Source organism: Phyllobacterium myrsinacearum (assembly GCF_002980555.1).
Lineage (GTDB): Bacteria > Pseudomonadota > Alphaproteobacteria > Rhizobiales > Rhizobiaceae > Phyllobacterium > Phyllobacterium myrsinacearum.
On record NZ_PVBT01000012.1, the window covers coordinates 1 to 20,405 of the forward strand.

The 20,405-nt window shown below is 57.8% G+C and carries 19 protein-coding genes; 8 read left to right on the forward strand and 11 right to left on the reverse strand.

Features of this window, described 5'->3' with window-relative positions:
* Positions 1-211: 211 nt before the first annotated feature.
* The 5 genes from repB to C5750_RS26960 form a co-directional block, all read right to left on the reverse strand.
* Complete coding sequence (gene repB / locus C5750_RS25760) at positions 212-1,192, reverse strand: plasmid partitioning protein RepB (RefSeq protein ID WP_105738241.1); 981 nt, start codon at positions 1,190-1,192, stop codon at positions 212-214.
* 75 nt (positions 1,193-1,267) lie between these two features.
* The gene (gene repA, locus C5750_RS25765) at positions 1,268-2,473 is read right to left on the reverse strand and encodes a plasmid partitioning protein RepA (RefSeq protein WP_105738242.1); all 1,206 of its coding nucleotides are present in this window, start codon (positions 2,471-2,473) and stop codon (positions 1,268-1,270) included.
* 725 nt (positions 2,474-3,198) lie between these two features.
* Complete coding sequence (locus tag C5750_RS25770) at positions 3,199-5,175, reverse strand: relaxase/mobilization nuclease domain-containing protein (protein ID WP_105738243.1); 1,977 nt, start codon at positions 5,173-5,175, stop codon at positions 3,199-3,201.
* A 77-nt stretch (positions 5,176-5,252) separates the two neighbouring features.
* Positions 5,253-5,525 carry a hypothetical protein gene (locus tag C5750_RS26455; protein WP_130273097.1) on the reverse strand — a complete coding sequence of 91 codons (273 nt, stop codon included), beginning with the start codon at positions 5,523-5,525 and terminating at the stop codon, positions 5,253-5,255.
* Between the two features lie 318 nt (positions 5,526-5,843).
* A complete protein-coding gene (locus C5750_RS26960) occupies positions 5,844-5,978 on the reverse strand; it encodes a hypothetical protein (protein WP_280952438.1) in 135 nt (44 codons plus the stop codon).
* Positions 5,979-6,105: 127 nt separating this feature from the next.
* On the opposite strand from C5750_RS26960, the gene C5750_RS25775 reads away from it, so the two are divergent.
* Positions 6,106-6,429, forward strand: coding sequence for a helix-turn-helix domain-containing protein (locus tag C5750_RS25775; RefSeq protein WP_105738244.1), 324 nt, complete (start codon positions 6,106-6,108; stop codon positions 6,427-6,429).
* A 96-nt stretch (positions 6,430-6,525) separates the two neighbouring features.
* Here C5750_RS25775 and C5750_RS25780 read toward each other — a convergent pair whose 3' ends face one another.
* The gene (locus C5750_RS25780) at positions 6,526-6,765 is read right to left on the reverse strand and encodes a hypothetical protein (RefSeq protein WP_105738245.1); all 240 of its coding nucleotides are present in this window, start codon (positions 6,763-6,765) and stop codon (positions 6,526-6,528) included.
* Between the two features lie 395 nt (positions 6,766-7,160).
* On the opposite strand from C5750_RS25780, the gene C5750_RS25785 reads away from it, so the two are divergent.
* The 3 genes from C5750_RS25785 (at position 7,161) to C5750_RS25795 (ending at position 9,957) form a co-directional block, all read left to right on the forward strand.
* A complete protein-coding gene (locus C5750_RS25785) occupies positions 7,161-7,883 on the forward strand; it encodes a winged helix-turn-helix transcriptional regulator (RefSeq protein ID WP_105738246.1) in 723 nt (240 codons plus the stop codon).
* A gap of 231 nt (positions 7,884-8,114) precedes the next feature.
* A complete protein-coding gene (locus C5750_RS25790) occupies positions 8,115-9,371 on the forward strand; it encodes an aminotransferase class I/II-fold pyridoxal phosphate-dependent enzyme (protein WP_105738247.1) in 1,257 nt (418 codons plus the stop codon).
* Between the two features lie 31 nt (positions 9,372-9,402).
* A complete protein-coding gene (locus C5750_RS25795) occupies positions 9,403-9,957 on the forward strand; it encodes a GNAT family N-acetyltransferase (RefSeq protein WP_105738248.1) in 555 nt (184 codons plus the stop codon).
* Here C5750_RS25795 and C5750_RS25800 read toward each other — a convergent pair.
* From C5750_RS25800 to C5750_RS25820, 5 genes are read right to left on the reverse strand one after another with little or no spacing between them, the layout of a single operon-like run.
* Positions 9,952-11,487, reverse strand: a complete 1,536-nt coding sequence (locus C5750_RS25800) for a M81 family metallopeptidase (RefSeq protein WP_158531359.1) — start codon at positions 11,485-11,487, stop codon at positions 9,952-9,954. The genes C5750_RS25795 and C5750_RS25800 overlap by 6 nt on opposite strands.
* A 31-nt stretch (positions 11,488-11,518) precedes the next feature.
* Positions 11,519-12,586: an ABC transporter substrate-binding protein gene (locus C5750_RS25805; protein WP_105738250.1), complete on the reverse strand. Its 1,068-nt coding sequence runs from the start codon at positions 12,584-12,586 to the stop codon at positions 11,519-11,521.
* A 58-nt stretch (positions 12,587-12,644) separates the two neighbouring features.
* Positions 12,645-13,499: an ABC transporter permease gene (locus tag C5750_RS25810; protein WP_245421275.1), complete on the reverse strand. Its 855-nt coding sequence runs from the start codon at positions 13,497-13,499 to the stop codon at positions 12,645-12,647.
* Positions 13,489-14,400: an ABC transporter permease gene (locus tag C5750_RS25815; RefSeq protein ID WP_105738252.1), complete on the reverse strand. Its 912-nt coding sequence runs from the start codon at positions 14,398-14,400 to the stop codon at positions 13,489-13,491. Before C5750_RS25815 ends, C5750_RS25810 begins: the two co-directional genes overlap by 11 nt.
* Positions 14,397-15,512, reverse strand: coding sequence for an ABC transporter ATP-binding protein (locus C5750_RS25820; RefSeq protein ID WP_105738294.1), 1,116 nt, complete (start codon positions 15,510-15,512; stop codon positions 14,397-14,399). Before C5750_RS25820 ends, C5750_RS25815 begins: the two co-directional genes overlap by 4 nt.
* Positions 15,513-15,741: 229 nt before the next feature.
* Between C5750_RS25820 and C5750_RS25825 the strand changes: the two genes are divergently transcribed.
* The 4 genes from C5750_RS25825 (at position 15,742) to fabG (ending at position 20,371) form a co-directional block, all read left to right on the forward strand.
* Positions 15,742-16,434, forward strand: a complete 693-nt coding sequence (locus tag C5750_RS25825; RefSeq protein WP_105738253.1) for a GntR family transcriptional regulator — start codon at positions 15,742-15,744, stop codon at positions 16,432-16,434.
* Between the two features lie 91 nt (positions 16,435-16,525).
* On the forward strand, positions 16,526-17,893 hold the full coding sequence (locus tag C5750_RS25830; RefSeq protein WP_105738254.1) for an aspartate aminotransferase family protein: 1,368 nt from the start codon (positions 16,526-16,528) through the stop codon (positions 17,891-17,893).
* Positions 17,883-19,601: an acetolactate synthase catalytic subunit gene (locus tag C5750_RS25835; RefSeq protein WP_105738255.1), complete on the forward strand. Its 1,719-nt coding sequence runs from the start codon at positions 17,883-17,885 to the stop codon at positions 19,599-19,601. Before C5750_RS25830 ends, C5750_RS25835 begins: the two co-directional genes overlap by 11 nt.
* A complete protein-coding gene (gene fabG, locus C5750_RS25840) occupies positions 19,598-20,371 on the forward strand; it encodes a 3-oxoacyl-ACP reductase FabG (protein WP_105738256.1) in 774 nt (257 codons plus the stop codon). The genes C5750_RS25835 and fabG overlap by 4 nt, the downstream gene beginning before the upstream one ends.
* Positions 20,372-20,405 lie beyond the last annotated feature (34 nt).

Genomic DNA, 20,405 nt, shown 5'->3' on the forward strand with positions numbered 1-20,405 from the left:
CGCCCGAACGGCGTCGTGAATGCATTCCCCGACTGCATCGTCTTCTACCTTTCAATAGGCAAAAGAAATCCATCCGCCCAAACGACGCCAATTCTGCTTGACACTGATTCCCGGAAATGCGATTCTCGACCTGCTAAGAATACGAGAGAGGCCTTCCCAGACAGAGATGTTTAGGTGGGCTTTTTTCTTGTGCGGTTTCTAGTCTCCGTTTCTACTTCCTTGACTGTTTGAACGTCTCATACAGACGATCCAAATTGTTCGAAATCCATTCACCGAATGGTTTCGCTTCCTTATCTGTCAGGTCGAGCGAGAAACCCTTAGGTCTTGGCTTACTCGTCACGCTGACCAACTTGTCATCAGGAATCCAGATCCCTTGATCAACCACACGCTTGGGCGTTTTCTGCTTTTTTGATGCCTTGATGTGATTGAGAAGGAGGTTAAAGCCCTCTTGGGTGCCGACTTTGAAGTCCTTGGATCCAATAAACTCGATTGCCTTGGCTGCATTGCCTGTAATCTGTACGAGCTTCTTCAGCTCCTCCCAGCGGTCCCGACCGACGCCCTTTGCGGCACCTACGGCTTCCAAGACAATCGCTGGCACTGTGTCGACGACAGAGATCATTCTGGATAGAAGGGTGTCATCAATAGTCAGAGCGGACTTGACCGTCTCCTTTGTCATCCCACTATCCATGAGTTTGCGCGCAAATAATGCTTTCTCGATGAAGGAAAGGTCTGCTCTCGCGGTATTTTCCTGGCCTTGTGCGAGCACATGTTCGATATCAGCCAGCGGCTTTATGATCGCACGAACTTTGAATCCGAGCTCTCTTGCAACTTTTGCCCGTCTGTGACCGAACACGATCATATACCGTCTGGGATCATCCGGATGAGGACGCACCAGAATAGGCGTGGACTGTCCCGAGTGGCGAATTGCTTCCCTCAATTCCAGATATGCATCATCGTCCTCCCCAATTCGATCGGCGATGAAGGAACCATCGAGGTCGCTGGGATCAAGGGAAACGACAGTTTCGCCGTCCAGCATCCGAATAGAATTTTCAGCAAGTTCATCAAGTGACTGCATCATTGAGCGGGACGCGCCACGCTTGGCATATTCGGATCGGGCCCCCGATGGTGAATGCGCCTGTTGGTCCTCGGCCAAGGAGGCGGTTATGCTTGCTAAAAGGTCCTTTCTAGCCATCATTACCTCCACAAATCGACCCTAGCGTCTTGAAATAACGTGCAAAATTGACGTTCTGCACGGCTGTCAAAATCATCACTTGCGCCCCCATGCCTTGTGAACCAGGGAAACGATCTCGGAATTGACCAGATTCAGGCTTTCTATTGCGCGCTCGTAGGTTGAACGCGTGAACTGGCTCTTTTCGACTTCATAAAGGGTCTGCTTGGTAATCCCCGCATCCGCAACGGCGGTGGACTTCAGCATTTGGCTTTTGAGCATCCGTTTGTTGAAAAGGGCCTGCAGAAAACCAACCATCTGGGCCTGCGGCCCGTCTGTTGGCTCATAGCGGGTCACAAGATAGCGAAACCATTTCAGCCTAACGGCAGCGCCCGCGCCCTTGATTGACTGAAGTATTCCGCCCAGCATCAACAGAAACTGCGACATTGACATCACGTCAAGCATCTGAGGGTGCACGGTGATCAAAACAGAAGTTGACGCCGTAAGCGATGTCAGCGTCAGATATCCGAGCTGCGGTGGGCAATCAATGACAACGACATCATAGCGATCATCAACCTCTTTCAACGCCGAAGAAATGCGGGTGAAAAAAAGCCTTCCCTCCGGTGAACTCTTATTTGAGGCCGCCAGAGGAGTCTCATATTCATACTCCTGCAATTCCAGATTTGCTGGAACGATATCCAAGCCCGGAAAATTGGTAGGTCGAATGATGTCCCGGATCGATTTTCTATGTTCGTCGTAGCGCAGTGCTTCGTACAATGACGGATTTTTATCCAGTTCAGGTTGTATCCCATGCAAAGCTGATAATGACGCTTGCGGATCAAGGTCGATTGCCAAGACACGGTGTCCGGTCAATGCGAGATACTGAGCGAGATGCGCAGCGGTGGTGGTTTTGCCGGAACCACCTTTGAAATTCACCACCGAAATCACCTGAAGCGCTTCGCCGTGCCGACGATACGGGACATAGCGTTTAAAGTCCGAGCGGCCATGCTTGTCGAGATACTGCCTCAGCTCAAGCATCTGCTGGGCTGTATACGAGCGCCGGCCAGACCCGGACACTTCAGGAGCGGGGCCCTTCCCCTCCAAATGCAGTTTCTTGATATGGTTTTGTGTTACACCAAGAAATTCAGCAACTTCTGCAGAAGAAAATTGTCGTAGGCTTTTAAGCGCATTAGGAGGATACTGCTCCAGACGCAACATGTTCAATTTATCCGAGATGAGCTCTCCTTGTTCGAGAATCTCCTCATCAAAATCGAATTGAATTTCGTGATCTGGCTGCAAGTTCATATTTGGTAGTTTCCGGAATAACGCTTTTCTCAAGCGATGTGCTCATGAAGTGTGATTAATGCCCGATTCGGAAATAACAGCAAGATTTTTTTGGTTAACAATACCTTAACAATCATATTGCGTTATTTGATTATGCTGCGCGTCACCTCATCAAATCGAATGAAACATCGGCGGCTCCACCCATTTGATCCTCCCTTAACACATTGGTACAGTTTGATTTTTTCACATTCTGCACGGCTGTCAATTTCCGTGCTCGACTTCATCACATCTCATGGCATCGAGCCCGGATTCAATTGAACAACCGAAAAGCTTGAACGGCCGGCATTGAGAAATACTATTTGCACCGGCTCCATGCGACGACCGGAAACCGCAACAAGATCATAGCTCCCTTGCTCGACTGTCGGCCATGCCGAATACAGTGGATCGGTGAAGATGATGAGAACGTCTTCCCCATCCCCAATATCGTTTGATGATGACAACCAGGTTTGAATGCAAACTCCCAACGGCCAGCTCGTATTGAGCACAACCCGCAAAGGGCTGCGAGCACCCCAATTGGATCATCACCACGCATTGGCCCATTGTTCGCAATGGACGCCCCGCAATTGTGAGAGACGCAGTGCAATCCAGACGATCCGTCCTGGAGACACAAGCACCACAAACATTGTGCGTGATGCACTCGCTGACGTCGCAACACAATGTGAAAGCCCTCTCCACCAGGATGCAGGTCACCGCATGCGGCTCCTTTCCTTTGCGATCATCCGACCGTGATCCTTGTCGGGCACCATGCCTTTGAGATTTTCACCCGCATTAAATCGCTCCGACTTTGCTTTTACGTCCACGACACGGCCAATCTTCTTTGCAACGGTGTTGAGGCCTTGAAGTTCAGTGGGAAGCGCACGATGCCCGGGTAGGGTGCCAGGATCATCGCAAATCACCGATCTTCGCTCAGCTGTTCGCGCTACAGCGACTTCATTGATCCGGGCGTCCAACTGAAGGCGCGCCAATCGATTGATGACTTCTCCGGCATTGGTAAAGATCGGCCGGTCAACCGGATCCTGAATCAAAGCTGCCGTGGCGGTAATCCTTCTCGCAATGTGCTCCTTGGCGCTATCGGCCTGAGAACGAGAGAGATATACTGTCCTGGTTTCGTGGATCGCATTTCTTTCCAAGATAGGATTACGGCGGTCGTGCAGTGTGCACTCCAATCGCTGATATTCGCGTGAAAGCCCATCATGCAGTTCTTTACTCAGTTCGCGTGCGGTGCTGGGGCCATTGCGGTCTCTGCTCAATTCATCAAGCAATTCAATCACACGGATCAGATTTCTTCGCGTCGTCTCGAACCTTACCCTTGCCGCAGCAAGCCGAGGTGCCGTCGGCCGGTCAAACAACTTCATGCAGACCTTTTGCGCAAGCGTCGGCGGAGCTGCCATGCCTAGACGGCGGAATAGTTCCCATTCCCATCGCTTTATCGCCGGAGGCGCAGCGCGGTCCGTGCGCTTTTGCGGCTCCAGTTTGATGCCATGTTCGCGGGCCTTTTCGGCAAAGCAAACCCGCCAATTCGAAAAATCACGGATATTGGGATCGAGGCGTTTTCCGTGACCATCATTCATGGCAACGATGACATGAAGATGCGGATGCCGTCGCGCTTCGTTGCGGTTGTGAATTGCGTAAGCGTACCGGTGGCCGGCAAATTGGGTCTGCAGAAAAGCTGCACCTGCTTTGATGAAATTGTCGCGATCGGTGTCTGCCGGTGCCGAAATCAAAAGATGCATGAAGTCACGGCTTTGTTGACTACTCATCAAAGAGGCAATGACCGCGCTTTCCCGGCTGATCTCTCTGTGATTGTTTGTGACGACTGTACGCCGCTGAGAACCGCGTTCATACTCACCGATCTTGCCTTCTCGATATTTGATGTATGTCTTGGTCGAGATTGTAACAGCCGCCCCACGTCGTCCCATCGAACGGAGCGCGGCGCTCAGGCCCTTCCGCCCGGTGGTTGTTTCGAAACCTTTCCGCAATGCCACCACAATCCCTTCGCCACCCAGATAGCGTTCAATGTTGCGATGAATCCTTTCGCGCGCGTCTTCCGTGGGCTTCAATCTACCTTCTTTGTGCCTATCGGCCCGATCATGCTTTTCAGGGGCGATAATTATGGCAAGCGTCAACAGCATCTGGTCGCACGCCGCCGGCTCGGCGCTATATGCCAATGATCGCTCCGTATCCTGGTCATCATGTAGTCCTTCATTGCCAATGCGCATCATGGCTTTGCTGATCCTGTCGCCACTCGCATTGGTCAGTAGATAACGTAGAATGAGGATATCTTTCGAGCCGGCCCGCCCCTTGAATTCCTGGCTCCATTCTTCGATCGTTCTGTTTACGTCGGCAACTTCGTGGCCATGTTGATCGACAGCCCGCTCCTCCTTTGCCAAATAGGCAAGAACATTGCGCGCAGATCTAACACCAGCACCATAGCTGAGAACTTTCAGTACAACCGCATTGTTGCCGCGCGCACGGCTAAATGCTGTCGCCACGCCGAATCTGCGCGCCGCACGCAAGGACGACAACCCGGATACCACAAAGGGCAGGGGACGCTTGGGCGGACTGCCCCGATCATCATCCTTTTCGATATTCTCAAAATATGTCGGCAGTGCCCGATGGTCATTCAATACGGGCAAGCCGTCGGCAGATGATTTGTGTGGCATGACACTTGGCATCCTGATCTTTAACCAACGATCGCTGTGATCAACCGGTTCGAATCTGCTTGCCCACCGATCGAGTCTCACCTGAGAGCATTCACAGCTCTCACTCTTTGATCCGTTTCCAATGATCGCACCGCCAGATCGAGATGCGAAAAACTCGGATTTCCCTGCCTGGCCGAACCCGCTTCTTGAAAGTTCGCACCATGGGACTGCATCAGAAATGAGATCCAGCCCACGAGCAATAAGCGATCATCAGCCGGGAAGGTTTCAGCTTCGATGAGGCGCATAACAAAAAGCCAACTAGAGTTATATTTTATTTTTGGAGAACTGCAAGCGAAATCCATCTTGTTCATACTTTTGGATCGGCACGACCGCTGAAAACATTGTCCTGCGTTCCATCTGTCAATCACATGATCCCCGGCAAATGAGCCTGAGAAGAAGCATCCCGCAGGCCAGAGATCAGCCGGGATGCAGGCAATCGCCCCGCGGGCGAAACGGGCTTCTCAACGAGAAGTCCTATCCTGCCAAACCAAAACAAGCTGCCAACTCTCAGCACCGCTTGCAACGCACGCCGCCGACAATTCGTCAGTGCCAGAGGAGGGGAGGGGAGGGGACAACCGTGAATGTCAGGCCAATGTGCTATAGATCGTAAAACGCTGACAAGAGCACAGTCACTCAAAACCGGCCCCGTCTTCAACCGCATTGTTGAGCCCGATGTGCCAGTGGATCAGTGGCAGACCACAGCCCCAGAAACTGCCGCTTCTGCCATGGGCAGCCTCGCCGCAATGGACAACGCAGATCATCATGATCTGCGCACTCTCGTGCCCTGGGTGTGATGCAGGCCCGACGGCGACCCATCATGACAGAGCGGATACAAATCCCACTAGAGTGTATGCTATACTCAGCCAGCAACAGTGATTTGAGGAAAAATGAATGCCAAAATACAGTGCCCCGCTCGAGGAAAGCGTAGAGCTGGGTATTTTTCAATTGCGGCTGGCAGCATCGCTCGCAACGCTGCGCAAACGCGAGCGTTTCAAATTGCATGAACTGGCCAGCAGGGTTGGCGTGTCCAACACCTATATGACACGTATCATGCGCGGCCGCGCTAATGTTTCCCTGGGCCTGCTTTATGCTCTATGCCGGGAGCTCGACGTACCGGTCACCGAATTGATTGGTACATGGGCGGACATGACGGTGGACAATCCGCACAGTGCGGCGACCGACGGCCATTCCGTTGCAGAAGGGAAAAAGCCATAGGTTTGCCCGCGTTTTGTCAGCTCCGACACGGGAAACAAGTGCTGGGATGAACCGAACGATCGCAACCGCCCGGCAATGATCGCAAACGACCGTTGTCTAGCCTGCATCTGAGCCAGCCGCCGCGCCGGTTTCCGCGCGAAGGCGTTCAAAGATACCAAACCAGAACCGATAGTCGGCCCTTCGACCATCGCAGCGCGCCGCAAGCGCATACCAGGCTGCTGCAACGCTGGCTCTCTTGCCGTACAGCAACCGCGTGGCTGCAATTGCCTTTTCAATGTCCCGTTCGTTCCAGATCGCCAGTTCAGGATCGGAACGCGAAGTATCGTCTTTAAGCATGGCATGTTCCCAGGTGAAGCCGGCGGGGTCAGTGTCAATTGCCGGACGTTCGTCCTCACGGACACGTGAGACACATCAGGAAAATCCCGATCTTCGTGTCGTCCCTGGCAATTGATGCACGCAACTGGCCCCATGCTTCAGCAGCACATTTCCATACTTTCATGCCTAAACATCCAAATGCTGCTCGTCAGCACAAGCAAAAGCCCCCAAGCATGGATGATATGTCCTAGCTCAAAACGACGGGCAAACGGCGGCTTTCCTTTCTCCCCCGCAACATGCGAGCAGCAAAATATAACTTCTCTTCTCACATTTGTTGTCATATTTTGTTGCAACAAAAATGACCCGCCTGTCATAAACTGCTCTGGTGAACACTGCAACCCACAAAGGAACGGAAGATGGCACCTGTAATTGTGATCTGTTCGCACGATGCCGAGTTCTTCCTCATGCTGCAGCATATATTCGAGGCAGAAGGGTTCCGCAGCGAGATTGCCCAAACGGTCGATGAGGCTGTGCGCCTGGAAGAGGCCGGCAATGTTGCTGCCATCATTCTTGACTGCGAGCAGGATTTTAAATTCGCCGCGGAAATCTGTGCAAAGTTTCGCTCCGGACAGACCGGAGGCAAAGTACCAATCATCGCCCGCGTTGTGTCCGGTTGCGACAAATCCTATATCGGCCTGCTCAAGGCCGGTGTTGATCAGGTGTTTGCACGGCCAGTTGCGCCGCAGTGGTTCTTGTCCAGCCTCCGGACCATCGTCGGTCCCGGGCGCGATTGCAATCGCCCGGGCGAGAGCAAATCACGGCTTTCCGTTGGCGGCCTGACCATATTGCCTGATAAGTTCCGCGTCCACCGGCATGATGGCAAGAGCATTCATCTCAGCCCGATTGAATTCAAGATACTTTGCGTTGTGGCGCAGTTTCCCGGCAAGATTTTCAGTCGCGAAGAATTGGTCCGCGCGGCGTGGCCGGAAAACGTCCATGTCGAACCACGCACTGTCGACGTTCATATCGGCCGGTTGCGGCGATTGCTGAAACGAGAAACCGGTATGAACCTCATCCGTACCATTCGCTCGATAGGGTATGCCTTTGTCAATGACGAAGCCTCGCGCGCGCAATCGTGAAAATGACGGGGCCTTGTTCACAATGGGCAGATTTGCAAAAATATTGACCTATACGCAAAGAATACACCTAAAAACTTCCTTTACGTGACGATATATTCTTGTAATTTCTCATAATATTTACCTATTTCCCTCTGAAATAATGTAATACTTCAGAATAACTATAGAATAACTGTGAATCTACCGTATTGAGCGACTAATATTCATTCCAAACAGCGATTTTGAGGGATCGGCATGATTGACCAGACAACCACCGCGCGCGGCGTAGGTGCGCACCGTCGCAACACGCAGAAGCTCATTGAGCATGCCGCGCCGCATTTTGCCGCCGCGCATCTTCAGGGACTGATGGCCCTTTATGCCCATCCGCGCGGCGGCCGGAGCGTCGAATTGCTCAATGCCGATAAAATGCCCTGCCGCATCGTCGATTTCGTGCGCTGCTCCTACCTTGGGCTGGACAACCATCCGCAGATCATCGCGGGCGCGGTGCGCGCGCTCGAGCAATGCGGTACGCTGCACTGGTCCTGTGCCCGCACACGTCTCAATTTTGCGCTGCTAGGGCAGTTGGAAGAAGGACTATCCGACCTCTTTTCCGCCCATGTGATTGCCTATTCGAGCGTTCTTGCGGCCAATATGGGCGCCTTGCCGCTTCTCGCGTCCGGTCATCTGACCCAGGGCATAAAACCCGTCATGGTGTTCGACCGTCTGGCGCATGCCACATTGGCGTTTCACAAAGGCACCCTGGCCGAGGAGGCGGAAGTACACACCATCGAACACAATGACCTCGACAGGCTGGACGCGATCTGTCGCCGGAACCGGTGCGTTGCCTATATATGCGATGGCATTTATTCAATGGGAGGCGCAGCGCCAATCGGTGATTTGCTCGATCTGCAAGCGCGGCAAAACCTCTTCCTATATATTGACGACGCTCACGGCATTTCACTGTTCGGCAAAGCGGGAGAAGGCTATGCCCGCTCACATATCTCCGGACCGCTCGGTGATCGGACCATCATCGCCGCGTCGCTTGGCAAGGGATTTGGAGCATCGGGCGGGATTCTGATGCTTGGTACCGCGCATCAATCCGATCTTTTCCGGCGATTTTCAGTCTCGCACGCGTTTTCCGCCTCGCCCAATCTGGCCGCCATTGGCGCTGCTCTGGCGTCGGAAGCGGTGCACAGAACTGCGGAATTGGCCGTGCTGCAAAAAAGCCAGCAGGAGCGATTGATCCAGTTCGACCAGCTCTGCCCCACGCCACTCTCCGGCACTGCCTTTCCGATCAGAACCATGATCATCGGCGACGAGCTTGCAACGATTGGCGCTGCCCGATCCATTCTCGATCAGGGCATCTACGTCTCGGCCATTTTCTTTCCAACCGTTGCCAAAGGATGCGCTGGACTGCGCATCTGTCCGACTGCCGGGCACACGCCAGCGGAAATCACGGCACTCTGCCGGTCGCTTGCCGAGGTGTGCGGCCGGCCCGCGACCGGCGCATGACAGACTGGGCGTACCCAGCGCAGGTTGACACATGACCCAGCCGCATCGTCCGGGACGGGACATTCCGCTGCTTGAAACACAACGCCTCTACATGCGGCCCGTGCGGATATCCGATGCGTCGACGCTCTATCGTCTGCACACCGATCCCCTTGTGGTTGAACTGACATCCGCCGGAACCGCCATGACACGGGCGCAATCCGACGAACGTCTGCGCCTTTATCTGAGGGAATGGCAGGAGTATGGATTTGGCTTTTTCATCGTCTACGAGAAGCAGGCAAATGGTGATCTGGTATTTGCCGGGCGCTGTGGACTGCGTAGCCTTGACCGGGACGATGTCGAACTGGGCTACTGTTTTACCATGGCCGCGTCGGGCAGGGGACTGGCGACCGAGGCAGCGCAACAGCTCGTGGATTTTGCCTTCTTTGCCTGCGGGATGAGGAGACTGGTCGGCCTTGTCCGCCCGGCCAACGCCCCATCGGTCCGCGTGTTGCACAAGATCGGCTTTGCCTATCACAGCACGGGCACCTATCGTGACGCGGTCTATCGGCGCTATGAACTGGCTGCACCACTCCCGCGCCCCTCATGAGGGTACATCCATCGGCGTGGCCAACGGAGCGTTTCTCGTAAATATTTGTGGCGTGACGACCGGTGGAGGAACATCATGCTCAGGCCAGAAAATCGCCTGGCGGTAGACGAGGGAACCCCTGGTGTAATAGCCAAGGCCCGGCGTGCGGACGAGCACAGGCTTTGCCAGTGCGGCAAAGTTCAGTTTGAAATGATATCCTGATTTCACAACGACAAAATCCTGCGCCCCGATCACCACACCCTGACTGGTGAAGACCGCAGGATCATGACTGAAGGCGGGTTTGCTGGTGACAACTAGGGAAAGACGCCCGTCGACCAGCAGCGTGGCTGTCGGACCCATTGCGCTGGGTTCGCCCCCCTGAAACGGTCCCGCAAGCACGAAGTTTCCGTCGCTGAGGTGAATGACCCTGGCGCGCACGGAAAGGGGCCGGAAACCCGGGGTTATTTTTCCGCCCAGATGCAGGGATAACTCGCTGTCGCGACCTGCGGCAAATGCCTGTGCGACAGCCTCAGGATCGGTAATGGGAATGGCGCCGCGCAACCGGCAGGGTGCATGAAGTGCGGCCGCCAATATGGCCGTACTGTCCCCCGGTGCACCGGCAAGGACGCGGTCGCCCATATCGGCAAGAACAAGGGGCCGTGCATCCGGCCGCGCTGCCGCCATCGTCAGCGCGTCACCGATGGCAACCAGTTCGTCTTGAAACCGCATGCGCTTGTGCCAGAAGGCGGCGGCCAGCGGAGCAGCGGCCCGTTCGGCGCTTGCCGGATTATTGTTGGTCAGCACCAGCGCCGCCTGACCGATGCCGTGATCATCCGCGTAACGGAACACGTTGAACAGGGAAATATCCCAGATCGCCGGATCCGCCTTGGCCAGTCTCCTGGCCTCATCGTGAATCTCGAGCAGCGGCCCTGCCGCCGTTTCTGCCGCACCAGGCAGGACCATCGGCACTTTGGCCATGGCCGTTACCGGCCGCAATTCGCCCCGCAGCACAGCCAGAAGGCAGACCGCAACCTTGCTCCCGCATTCAACGACATCCGAATGTGGATTTTCCTTGCAGGCAATACACAGGTCCACCGCAGCGAGCATCTGTTGCGTCACATGGGCATGCAGATCAAGACCAATGGCGATGGTGGTGTGTTTGCCGGCCGCTTGGCGCAGGGCGGCCAGCAGATCGCCCTCCGCATCGGCAAGCTGCGTTGTGCCCATGGCGCCGTGCAATTCCAATGCAATGGCATCGGGCTTGAGACGCTGTATGTCGGCGACGAATCTGGCCTTGATCTGTTCGAAAAAGTCGTGATCGACAAGTCCGCCGGGGGCGGCGATGGCGGACAGGCTCGGCAGGATCTGCACCGCGTGCCGTTGCAGCGCCGCAATGATCCCCGCCAATGTGGTTGAGGATGAACGGGCCTGCGCGATCAGTGTTTCGCCCTCCGCCAGCTGGAAATCGCTGCCCTGGGTGAAATGCGGATTGAAGCCGTTGGATTCGTGCCAGAAGCGGCCGACCATGATGCGCGGGGATTTGTCGTTCATTGTCGCGATGTCCCGTGTTGTGCCGCAGCCCTCAGCGAATCCAGGCATTCCACCGCTCCAGCATTCTTGCCGCATGGGCATTGATCCATTGGCTATCCGGCACCACCAGATAGGTCTTGACGTCATCGGAACTGGGCATGGTGGCGCGCGCCTGCGGCGACATCAACGCGATCGCCGCCGCCGAAGGCGGTGTGCAGGACAAAGCCTCGCAGACCTTTGCCTGCGCTTCCGGCGAATTGAGCCAAAAGGCCGCCAGTTTGAGTGCATTCTCGCGGTTGGGCGCCTGTTTGAGAAGGGCGATGCGGTCGGAGACAAGAAACGATGCCTTGTAGCTCCATGCCACCGGCAGCCCCTCATTCTTCAACGCCTGCGCCCGGGAAAGCCATATCTGCCCGATGGAATAGTCACCATTGCGCATCCCCTGCACGCTTTGATCGCCCGTCTTCCACCACAGAGAAACGGCAGGGCGGATCTGATCAAGCTTGGCCAGCGCACGGTCGATATCCAGGGGAAAGAGGGCGCTGCGCGGCACGCCATCGGCAAGAAGCGCAGCGGCCATGACACGCCAGGGATCATCGAAATTGGGAAAGGCGCGCCCGCCGGGGAACCTTTGTGTGTCCCACATATCCGCCCAGGTCTCCGGCGTTGCTCCCTTGAAGGCATCGCTGCGAAAACTCAAGAGCGTGGCATTGGACAGAAGGCGAACCCCGGCGGGCGTGCACGTATCGCCCGGCAGGTCGGCACGCCCGGCAAACTGCCGGCAGAAATCGCTCAGATCCTGCGCCACCTGGCGATGTTGATCGGAACTTGCCTGAATTTCGCCCTGCATGAACAGGTCCCAGGTGACATTGTCTGCGGCAACCATGGCCGCGGCCTTGGATCGCATCTGGCTGTTGGAGCCGGCCACCGTGACAATGCGGATGCCGGTCTGCCGCGTGAAGGGATCAAACCATGCTTCGCGCAGCGCCTTTTCATAGGCGCCGCCCGTTGTCGCAACCACCACCTCATTGGCCAGGGCAGCACCGCCTGTCACGCCCAATAGCAGGCAGGCTGCCAGATTGCTGACGACGCGCCTCCTATATTTTGTTCCTGTTCGCATGGATTGTGTCTCCCGTTGATGTTTGTCTGGATACGCGGCCGATTGCCCTGCGCGGCGGTCAGCGGCGCCGCACCTGGTGGATGAGCCCCATCAGCAGGAACGAGACCCCCATCAGCATGGTTGAAATGGCGGCAATGACCGGCGTCAGGTTAAAATCGATATCCTCGAACATCTTGCTAGTGACGGTTTTTCCGCCGACATCGGACAGAAAGAAGGCCACCGTTGCCTCATCGAAGGAGGACAGGAAGGCAAAGCCGGCGCTGGCGACGACCGCTGGCAGAATGTTGGGCAAAACGACGTGGATGAAGGCCTGCGCCCGGTTGGCGCCGCAGCTGAGCGCGGCCCGTTCCAGCGCAAAATCGAAGCGTTGCAGGGCGGCGGAAACATTGATGACCACATAGGGTACCGCCAGCACCGTATGGGCAATGAGAAAGCCGGCGAAGTTCCCGGTCAAGTGTATTGGCGCAAAGACAAGATAGAGCGCGACACCCAAGACAATATGGGGAATGATGAGCGGACCAAGTACCAAAGCCTCGATGATGGCCAGGCCAGGCAGCCTGCCGCGCACCAGACCGATGGCCGCCAGCGTTCCGGCAAGGGTTGATGCGAATGTCGTTGCCACAGCGATTTTGAGACTGAAAACGGTGGCGGCCATCCAGGCGGGATCGTTGAAATAGGCCTCATACCAGCGCAGACTCAGGCCATGCAGCGGAAACTCCATATGCGATGCGTTGCCGAACGATAGGGCGGCAACAATCAGCGTTGGGACCACGAGGAACAGCAAGATGAGCCCGACCGCAAGGTTGCAGCCGAGCGCTACCGGCAATTGATATCGCCGCCGGCCGGACCCCAGATCGGCAAGCAGCATCGTTTTTCCGGCGGTCGGCGGGCATGCGGCTTGTTCAGTGGACATGGTCAAATCCCCGGCTGGTTGCGAGCACCTTGCGGAACATGAGGACGAGCAACAAAGTGGACAGGAGCAGCACCGTTGCCAGCGCTGCGGCAAAGGGCCAGTCGAGAAGGACGGTGACCTGCTGGCCGATGAGGGTGGCTGCCATCAGGCTGCCGGGGCCGCCGACGAGCGCCGGCGTAATGTAAAAGCCGAGGGCGAGAATGAAGCAGATGACACAACCGGCAAAGACGCCCGGCAAACTCAGCGGCAGCGTTATACGAAGAAAGGCGGCAACCGGTCCGGCGCCCAGATTGCGCGCGGCCTGACCGTAATGGTGCGGGATGGCGCGCAGGGCAACGAAGATCGGCAGAATCATGAATGGCAGGAGAATATGCGTCATGGCCAGAATAACCGCCCCTTCGGTATAGATCATGCGCAAGCCCGTCGCGCTCAATCCCGTCTGATGCAAAAGGGTGTTAATGAGACCGTTGCGCTGGAGAAGCACGATAAAGGCGTAGGAGCGGACCAGGACGGGAGACCAGAGGGCGATCAGCACACATCCCCCGGCAAGCAGTGACAGGCGCCGCCGTTTTCCCGCCATGACCAGCGCGATCGGATAGCCCAGGAGAAAGCTCAGTCCCATGACCGCGACCGCGATTTTGACCGTTCGCACCATGACGTCGATATAGAGAGGATCGCTGAAAAGCCGGCGATAATGTGCCGTGTCAAATTGCGGGACCAACAGGCTGAGCTTGACGAGATAGGCGATCGGATAGACAAAGCCGAGCAGCAAAAGCACAAGCAGCGGCGCCAGCAGGAGCACGGTCAGTGCGGGTCCGAATGACCGGGCCGAATGCACCCGGCATGCCTCTTTCCGGACAGGGAGGGGTTCGGCAAGCTCACGCTTGGCCTGGCCGGTCATTGCAGGCCACCGTCTGCGACAGCAAACAATTGCGCGGCGCCCTCATCGGGAATGAGAGCGACCGCAGCGCCGGGCTGGGCAAAGGGCAGGGGAACGGATGCTGCCACCTGAATCTGGATTATGGGATTTCCCATGGCGGTGATCTCGACCAGAACGATGCGAAAGGCGCCGACGAAAATGCTTGTGCGCACATGGCCGAAAACGGCGGCATGCGGCTCGCCTGGTGGTGCAATCGTCAGGCGTTCGGGGCGCACGGCAAGTTGGACCCGCACGCCGCGCCGGAAAGTTTGGTGACCGATACAGTTGGACAGCGGGACTGCCAGGCTCGACGTCCCGGACAGACGCACAACAACCGAATCAGCCTCAATGCCGAGACATTCGCAATCGATCAGATTCATCTTGCCGATGAACTGGGCGATAAAGGCCGAGCGTGGCTGCGTATAGAGTTGGACCGGCGTGCCGATCTGCGCCAGCGTGCCGTTGAGCATGACGGCAACACGATCCGACATGCTCAGCGCTTCATCCTGATCGTGCGTGACATAGACAACGGTCGCTCCGAGTTCCTTGTGCAATGATTTGATCTCAAGCTGCATCGCCTCGCGCAGATTCTTGTCGAGCGCCCCCAGCGGCTCGTCCATCAAGAGCAGGGGCGGCTCGAACACCAGCGCCCTTGCTAGCGCAACCCGCTGCTGCTGCCCCCCCGACAATTGGTGTGGATAACGCAGTCCCAGCATGTCCAGATGCACGAGCCGCAGCGCCCTGTGCACACGGTGGACGATATCGGGCCTCGGCAGACGGCGCATGCGCAGGGCAAAGCCGACATTGTCCTCGACGGTCATGTGCGGAAAGAGTGCGTATTTCTGAAACACCATTCCGATGTTGCGCCGGTTGGGCGCCAGCCCCGTCACGTCGCGGCCGCCGATGAGGACGGAGCCGGCATCGGGTGTTTCAAACCCCGCAATCATCGTCAGAAGCGTCGACTTTCCCGAACCGGAGGGGCCAAGGATCGACAGGAATTCACCGGGTTCGACCTGGCACGAAACATCGGCAACGGCCAAAGCGTCCTCATAGCGTTTGCGCACTCCATTGAGCATGAGCGACTGCCCGATCATTTCCCTCTCCCTGACAATATGCGTGATGACGAAACTGCGCTTCATGCCCCTTGCGGGGGTAATGGTGCGACATCGTTTGCGAAGGCCTTCGCACTATTTTGCGATTGACCGCGGGACGGTGCCGTCAGAAAATGCTATGACACGGTGATGTCACACACTGTTCGCATTAACATCACACAACTATTTTGATGCAACACAATAGTTGCAAAGTCAACGATGGGAAAATAAAATGCCTGAGTCTTCAGTGGCCGAAGCAGCAGCGCCGGCCAGGCCACCCGTGCGCCTGGGTGATATTGCCTATGAGAAATTGAAGGAAAGCCTGATCCGCGGCACCTATAGGCCGGGGCACAAATTGACGGTTCGCGCCGCCGCCGATGCGCTTGGCGTCAGTTCGACCCCCGCACGCGATGCGATCAACCGCCTGGTCCTTGAAGGGGCACTTGTCTATACCGGGCCAAAGACGGTCATCGTGCCGCACCTTGATAGCCAAATCCTTGAAGAGATTACCCTCATCCGCCTTGCACTGGAGGGACTTGCCGCCGAGCGGGCCGGGTCTGAGGGGACGCAAACCATTGTTGCCGAGCTGGAGGCCATCCAGGCGCTGATCGACGCCGCGCTCGATGAAGCGCGCTATGCGGATGCACTCTGGCACAATAAGGAATTCCATTTCTTCATTTACCGCCTGGCCGGATTGCCGCACCTTCTTGGCATGATCGAGCCGCTATGGCTGCGCATCGGCGCCTCGTTCAACGATCTCTATCCCGAGTTTGCCCTGGCAAAATATGGCGTCCACAATCACCGGGCGGCGATCGAAGCCATCGGTGAACGCGACGGCTCCAGCCTGCGGGCGGCCATTGAAAGCGACATACGCGACGGCTTCCGTCAACTGAAAAGAGCCAAAACCGCCGATCATCAGCCGTAAAATCACCGCCGCGTGACATTTTTGTTGCAACATTTTCATAACTGTGATTTTTGTTGCAACATAATGAAGCGCGGCAGCGAGGATATTGCACATGGACGGAGATGATGTTCGGGGCGCCGCCGATCCCGGCGGCTTGAGCCAATCGCAGCGATTGTACCGGCGCGGATGGCGGGTCTTTCCCGATGGAACAACGCGTGTCACCGTCGAAAGGCAACCGGAGCCCATCTATATCGTGCGCGGGGAGGGGGCCCATCTCATCGATGCCGATGGCCGGCGTTTTCTTGATCTGAACAATAATTTCACCACGCTCATTCATGGCCACGGCTTTGCGCCCATGGTTGAAGCGGTGGCAACGGCCCTTAGCAATGGCACGTGTTTTGCCAATCCGACCGAAAGTGAAATCGCTCTGGCCGAACTGATAGCCGGGCGGATTCCATCCGTGGAGCGGATCCGTTTTGTCAACAGCGGCACGGAGGCTGTGATGTTTGCCATCAAGGCGGCGCGCGCCTTTACCGGCAGACCGGCGATTGCCCGCTTCGAAGGCGCTTATCACGGCGCCTATGACTGGGCGGAGGCGGGTCAGGCCAATGGTCCGGCGCAGTGGGGCGTGGCGCAGATGCCGCGGGCGGCACCGACCTATCGGGGCATGCCGCAATGCGTGGCCGACAATGTGGTTCTGTGCCGTTTCAATGACCTTGCCGAGACCGAACGACAATTGAGCGCCGCGGCGGGCAGGCTTGCCTGCGTCCTTATCGATCCGATGCCGAGCCGGGCAGGGCTGCTGCATCCCGACGAACGGTTTCTCGGCATGCTCGCAGGCCTTGCCGACAAGCACGGCATTCTCATCGTGGCCGACGAAGTCTTGAATTTGCGCCAGGGCTATCACGGCGCCTGTGCACGCTACGGCATGACGCCGGATGTGATCGCCATGGGCAAGATCATCGGCGGCGGCTTTGCCATCGGCGCCGTCGGCGGACGGGCGGATGTGATGCGCGTTTTCAGCGCCAATGGCGGCAAGCCCGCCCTGCCGCAGGGCGGAACCTTCTCGGCCAATCCGATTTCCATGATCGCCGGTCGGGTGGCCATGGAGGCCATGACACGCGATCAATTCGACCGGCTTGAGACAATGGGAGATGCAGTGCGGCAAGGATTGCACGGGGCCATTGCCCATCACCGTGCCCGTTTCAGCGTCAGCGGCGTGGCCTCGCTGTTCCGCATCCATCCACGCCCACGCATTCCCACCGACTACCGGCAGGCCTATCTGGGCGAAGCCGACAAGGCGCTGATGGAGCGGCTGAACCGGCACTTTCTGCAGGCTGGCATTATCCTGCCGAAGGGGGCGGCGGCCTGTCTTTCGACGGCCATGACACCGGAAGACATTGCACACATCATCGAAACCTTTGCGGCGTTTCTGGCTGCCAGTGCCTGCACGCATGGAGAAAACGACAATGGCCGGTGACGCATCCCGCAGCGTGGCGCAGTGCATCGCGCTTGCCCTGAGGCGGCACGGCGTTTCGCATGTTTTTGCCCAGAGCCTGCCCTCGGCGGTCATTCTGGCCGCCGAAGCGCTAGGTATCCGGCAAATCGCCTATCGCCAGGAAAATATGGGGGGCGCCATGGCGGACGGCTATGCGCGCTGTTCCGGCAGGATCGGCGTGGTTGCCGCGCAAAACGGGCCGGCGGCAGCCTTGCTGGTGCCGCCACTGGCCGAGGCCCTGAAAGCCAGCATTCCGGTGGTTGCCCTGGTTCAGGACGTTGAACGCGGCCACACCGATCGCAATGCGTTCCAGGACCTTGATCAGATCGCTTTGTTTCAGTCCTGTACGAAATGGGTGCGCAGGCTCGCCGCCGCGGACCGGGTTGACGACTATGTCGACACGGCCTTTGCCATGGCCGGATCCGGCCGTCCCGGTCCGGTGGCGCTGCTTCTTCCGGCCGATCTCTTGCGCGACATTGCACCGGAACCTGTATTTCCGCGCACGGCTCAGCTTGGCGTTTGGCCGCTGGACCGGCCGCGCCCGCCGGAGTGCCTGATCAGTGAAGCCGCATCGATCCTGGCGCAGGCGCATGCGCCCATCATTCTTGCCGGCGGCGGCATTCATGCCAGTCAGGCCGCCGATGCACTGGCTGCACTGCAGCAGGACTGCAGCATTCCCGTGCTGACGACGAATATGGGCAAGGGTGCCGTCGACGAAGGTCATCCCTTGTCGGCCGGGGTTCTGGGCTCCCTGGTGGGACCGGGCTCGCTTGGCCAATACACCGCCGCGCTGATCGGGGAGGCCGATGTTGTCGTGCTTGCCGGCACACGCACCAATCAGAACGGCACCGACAACTGGCGCCAGATCACAGGGGATAGCAAAGTCATTCACATCGACATCGATCCTGCCGAGATCGGGCGAACCTACGAGGCCTTGCGCCTTGTGGGGGATGTGCGCGAGACATTGGCGGATTTGCGCGAAGCGCTCCTGCGCGATACGAATCTGGACCGCCGCACGCTGGCGCGGCCGAATATTGCAAGCAGGATCGCCGCATGCTGGGACAGGTTCGACAAAGACCGGCAGGCCAGGGCACATTGCGCCGCCGCGCCGATCCGGCCGGAGCGGGTGATGCACGAATTGCAGGCCTTGCTGACACCGCAAACCATCATTGTTGCCGATGCCAGCTATGCGTCCATGTGGGTAGCGGGGCAATTGCGCGCACTGTCGGCAGGCATGCGTTTCGTGACGCCGCGCGGGCTGGCAGGGCTCGGCTGGGGTCTGCCGCTTGCTCTCGGCGCCAAGGCGGCCAGACCGGATGATGCAGTTGTGTGTATCGTCGGCGATGGCGGCTTTGCCCATGCCTGGGCGGAAATGGAAACCATGATCCGCTCGCGCCTGCCGGTTACCATCGTCGTGCTCAACAATGGAATTCTTGGCTTTCAAAGGGATGCGGAGACCGTCAAGTTTGGCCACTATACAAGCGCCTGCCATCTTGGCGATGTTGATCACGGCCTCATTGCACAGGCATGCGGATGCCCGTGGGTGCGCATCGGCGATCCACTGGAACTGCGTGAGCAATTGCAACGGGGACTGCATGGTCGGGAAGCCTTGCTTATCGAGGTCATGACGGATCCGCAGGCGCACCCGCCCTTGTCGCTGTTTGCGGCCATGGACAGGAGCGTCCGATGAGAGATGATCATTTGCGGGTGGCGGTTGTGACGGGGGGAACGACGGGGATCGGCCTTGCCACGGCCCGGGCGCTGCTGCAGTCGCGGCATCGTGTTGCCGTTTTCAGTCAGAATGACGACAAGGTGCGCGTGGCCGCGGCCGAACTGCAAAAGGTCCATGGACCTGACAGGGTGCTCGCCCGGACCGTCGATCTGGCGCATGCAGCGGCCATTCAGGCCTTCTTTGCCGCAGTGACGGCGGCCTGGGAGGCGCCGGCGGTGCTTGTCTGCAATGCGGGCATTTCGCCCAAGGGGCCCGATGGCGCGGTGCCATTTGGCGCGATGACCCTGCGGCAATGGAACGAGGTGATGGCCATCAATCTGACCGGCGCGATGCTGTGCTGCCAGGCTGCCCTGCCGGGCATGGTCAAAAACGGCTTCGGGCGCATCGTGCTGGTCGGCTCCATCGCTGCACGAGCCCGGCCGAGGATTGCCGGTGCCAGTTATGTCACCTCGAAGGCAGGCCTTGCCGGGCTAACACGGGCATTGGTGGAGCCCTATTCCCGCGCCGGCATCACCGTCAATCTCGTGGCGCCCGGGCGGATATTGACGGATATGTCCGGGCGCGCCGACAGTCCGGCCAATCTTGATGCGCTCGGCCGCATTCCGTGCGGACGCTTCGGCCGCCCGGACGAGGTGGCGGCGCTTGTCGCCTTTCTGGCAAAGGAAACCTCAGGCTTTATCAATGGCGCGACAATCGACATCAATGGCGGCGAATTTGTCGCCCCTTGACGGGTGGCAAACCCGGCGGCGCTTGCGCCGATGA

What these genes read in the sequence shown, in the direction of transcription:
- C5750_RS25795 (WP_105738248.1), top strand. Translation starts at nt 9,403, where the DNA reads ATGACCCAGCCGCATCGTCCGGGACGGGACATTCCGCTGCTTGAAACA.
- repB (WP_105738241.1), bottom strand. Translation starts at nt 1,192, where the DNA reads ATGGCTAGAAAGGACCTTTTAGCAAGCATAACCGCCTCCTTGGCCGAG.
- repA (WP_105738242.1), bottom strand. Translation starts at nt 2,473, where the DNA reads ATGAACTTGCAGCCAGATCACGAAATTCAATTCGATTTTGATGAGGAG.
- C5750_RS25810 (WP_245421275.1), bottom strand. Translation starts at nt 13,499, where the DNA reads ATGTCCACTGAACAAGCCGCATGCCCGCCGACCGCCGGAAAAACGATG.
- C5750_RS25815 (WP_105738252.1), bottom strand. Translation starts at nt 14,400, where the DNA reads ATGACCGGCCAGGCCAAGCGTGAGCTTGCCGAACCCCTCCCTGTCCGG.
- C5750_RS25790 (WP_105738247.1), top strand. Translation starts at nt 8,115, where the DNA reads ATGATTGACCAGACAACCACCGCGCGCGGCGTAGGTGCGCACCGTCGC.
- C5750_RS25805 (WP_105738250.1), bottom strand. Translation starts at nt 12,586, where the DNA reads ATGCGAACAGGAACAAAATATAGGAGGCGCGTCGTCAGCAATCTGGCA.
- C5750_RS25770 (WP_105738243.1), bottom strand. Translation starts at nt 5,175, where the DNA reads ATGCCACACAAATCATCTGCCGACGGCTTGCCCGTATTGAATGACCAT.
- C5750_RS25830 (WP_105738254.1), top strand. Translation starts at nt 16,526, where the DNA reads ATGGACGGAGATGATGTTCGGGGCGCCGCCGATCCCGGCGGCTTGAGC.
- C5750_RS25775 (WP_105738244.1), top strand. Translation starts at nt 6,106, where the DNA reads ATGCCAAAATACAGTGCCCCGCTCGAGGAAAGCGTAGAGCTGGGTATT.
- C5750_RS26455 (WP_130273097.1), bottom strand. Translation starts at nt 5,525, where the DNA reads ATGAACAAGATGGATTTCGCTTGCAGTTCTCCAAAAATAAAATATAAC.
- C5750_RS25825 (WP_105738253.1), top strand. Translation starts at nt 15,742, where the DNA reads ATGCCTGAGTCTTCAGTGGCCGAAGCAGCAGCGCCGGCCAGGCCACCC.
- C5750_RS25780 (WP_105738245.1), bottom strand. Translation starts at nt 6,765, where the DNA reads ATGCTTAAAGACGATACTTCGCGTTCCGATCCTGAACTGGCGATCTGG.
- fabG (WP_105738256.1), top strand. Translation starts at nt 19,598, where the DNA reads ATGAGAGATGATCATTTGCGGGTGGCGGTTGTGACGGGGGGAACGACG.
- C5750_RS25800 (WP_158531359.1), bottom strand. Translation starts at nt 11,487, where the DNA reads ATGAACGACAAATCCCCGCGCATCATGGTCGGCCGCTTCTGGCACGAA.
- C5750_RS26960 (WP_280952438.1), bottom strand. Translation starts at nt 5,978, where the DNA reads ATGATGATCTGCGTTGTCCATTGCGGCGAGGCTGCCCATGGCAGAAGC.
- C5750_RS25835 (WP_105738255.1), top strand. Translation starts at nt 17,883, where the DNA reads ATGGCCGGTGACGCATCCCGCAGCGTGGCGCAGTGCATCGCGCTTGCC.
- C5750_RS25820 (WP_105738294.1), bottom strand. Translation starts at nt 15,512, where the DNA reads ATGATCGGGCAGTCGCTCATGCTCAATGGAGTGCGCAAACGCTATGAG.
- C5750_RS25785 (WP_105738246.1), top strand. Translation starts at nt 7,161, where the DNA reads ATGGCACCTGTAATTGTGATCTGTTCGCACGATGCCGAGTTCTTCCTC.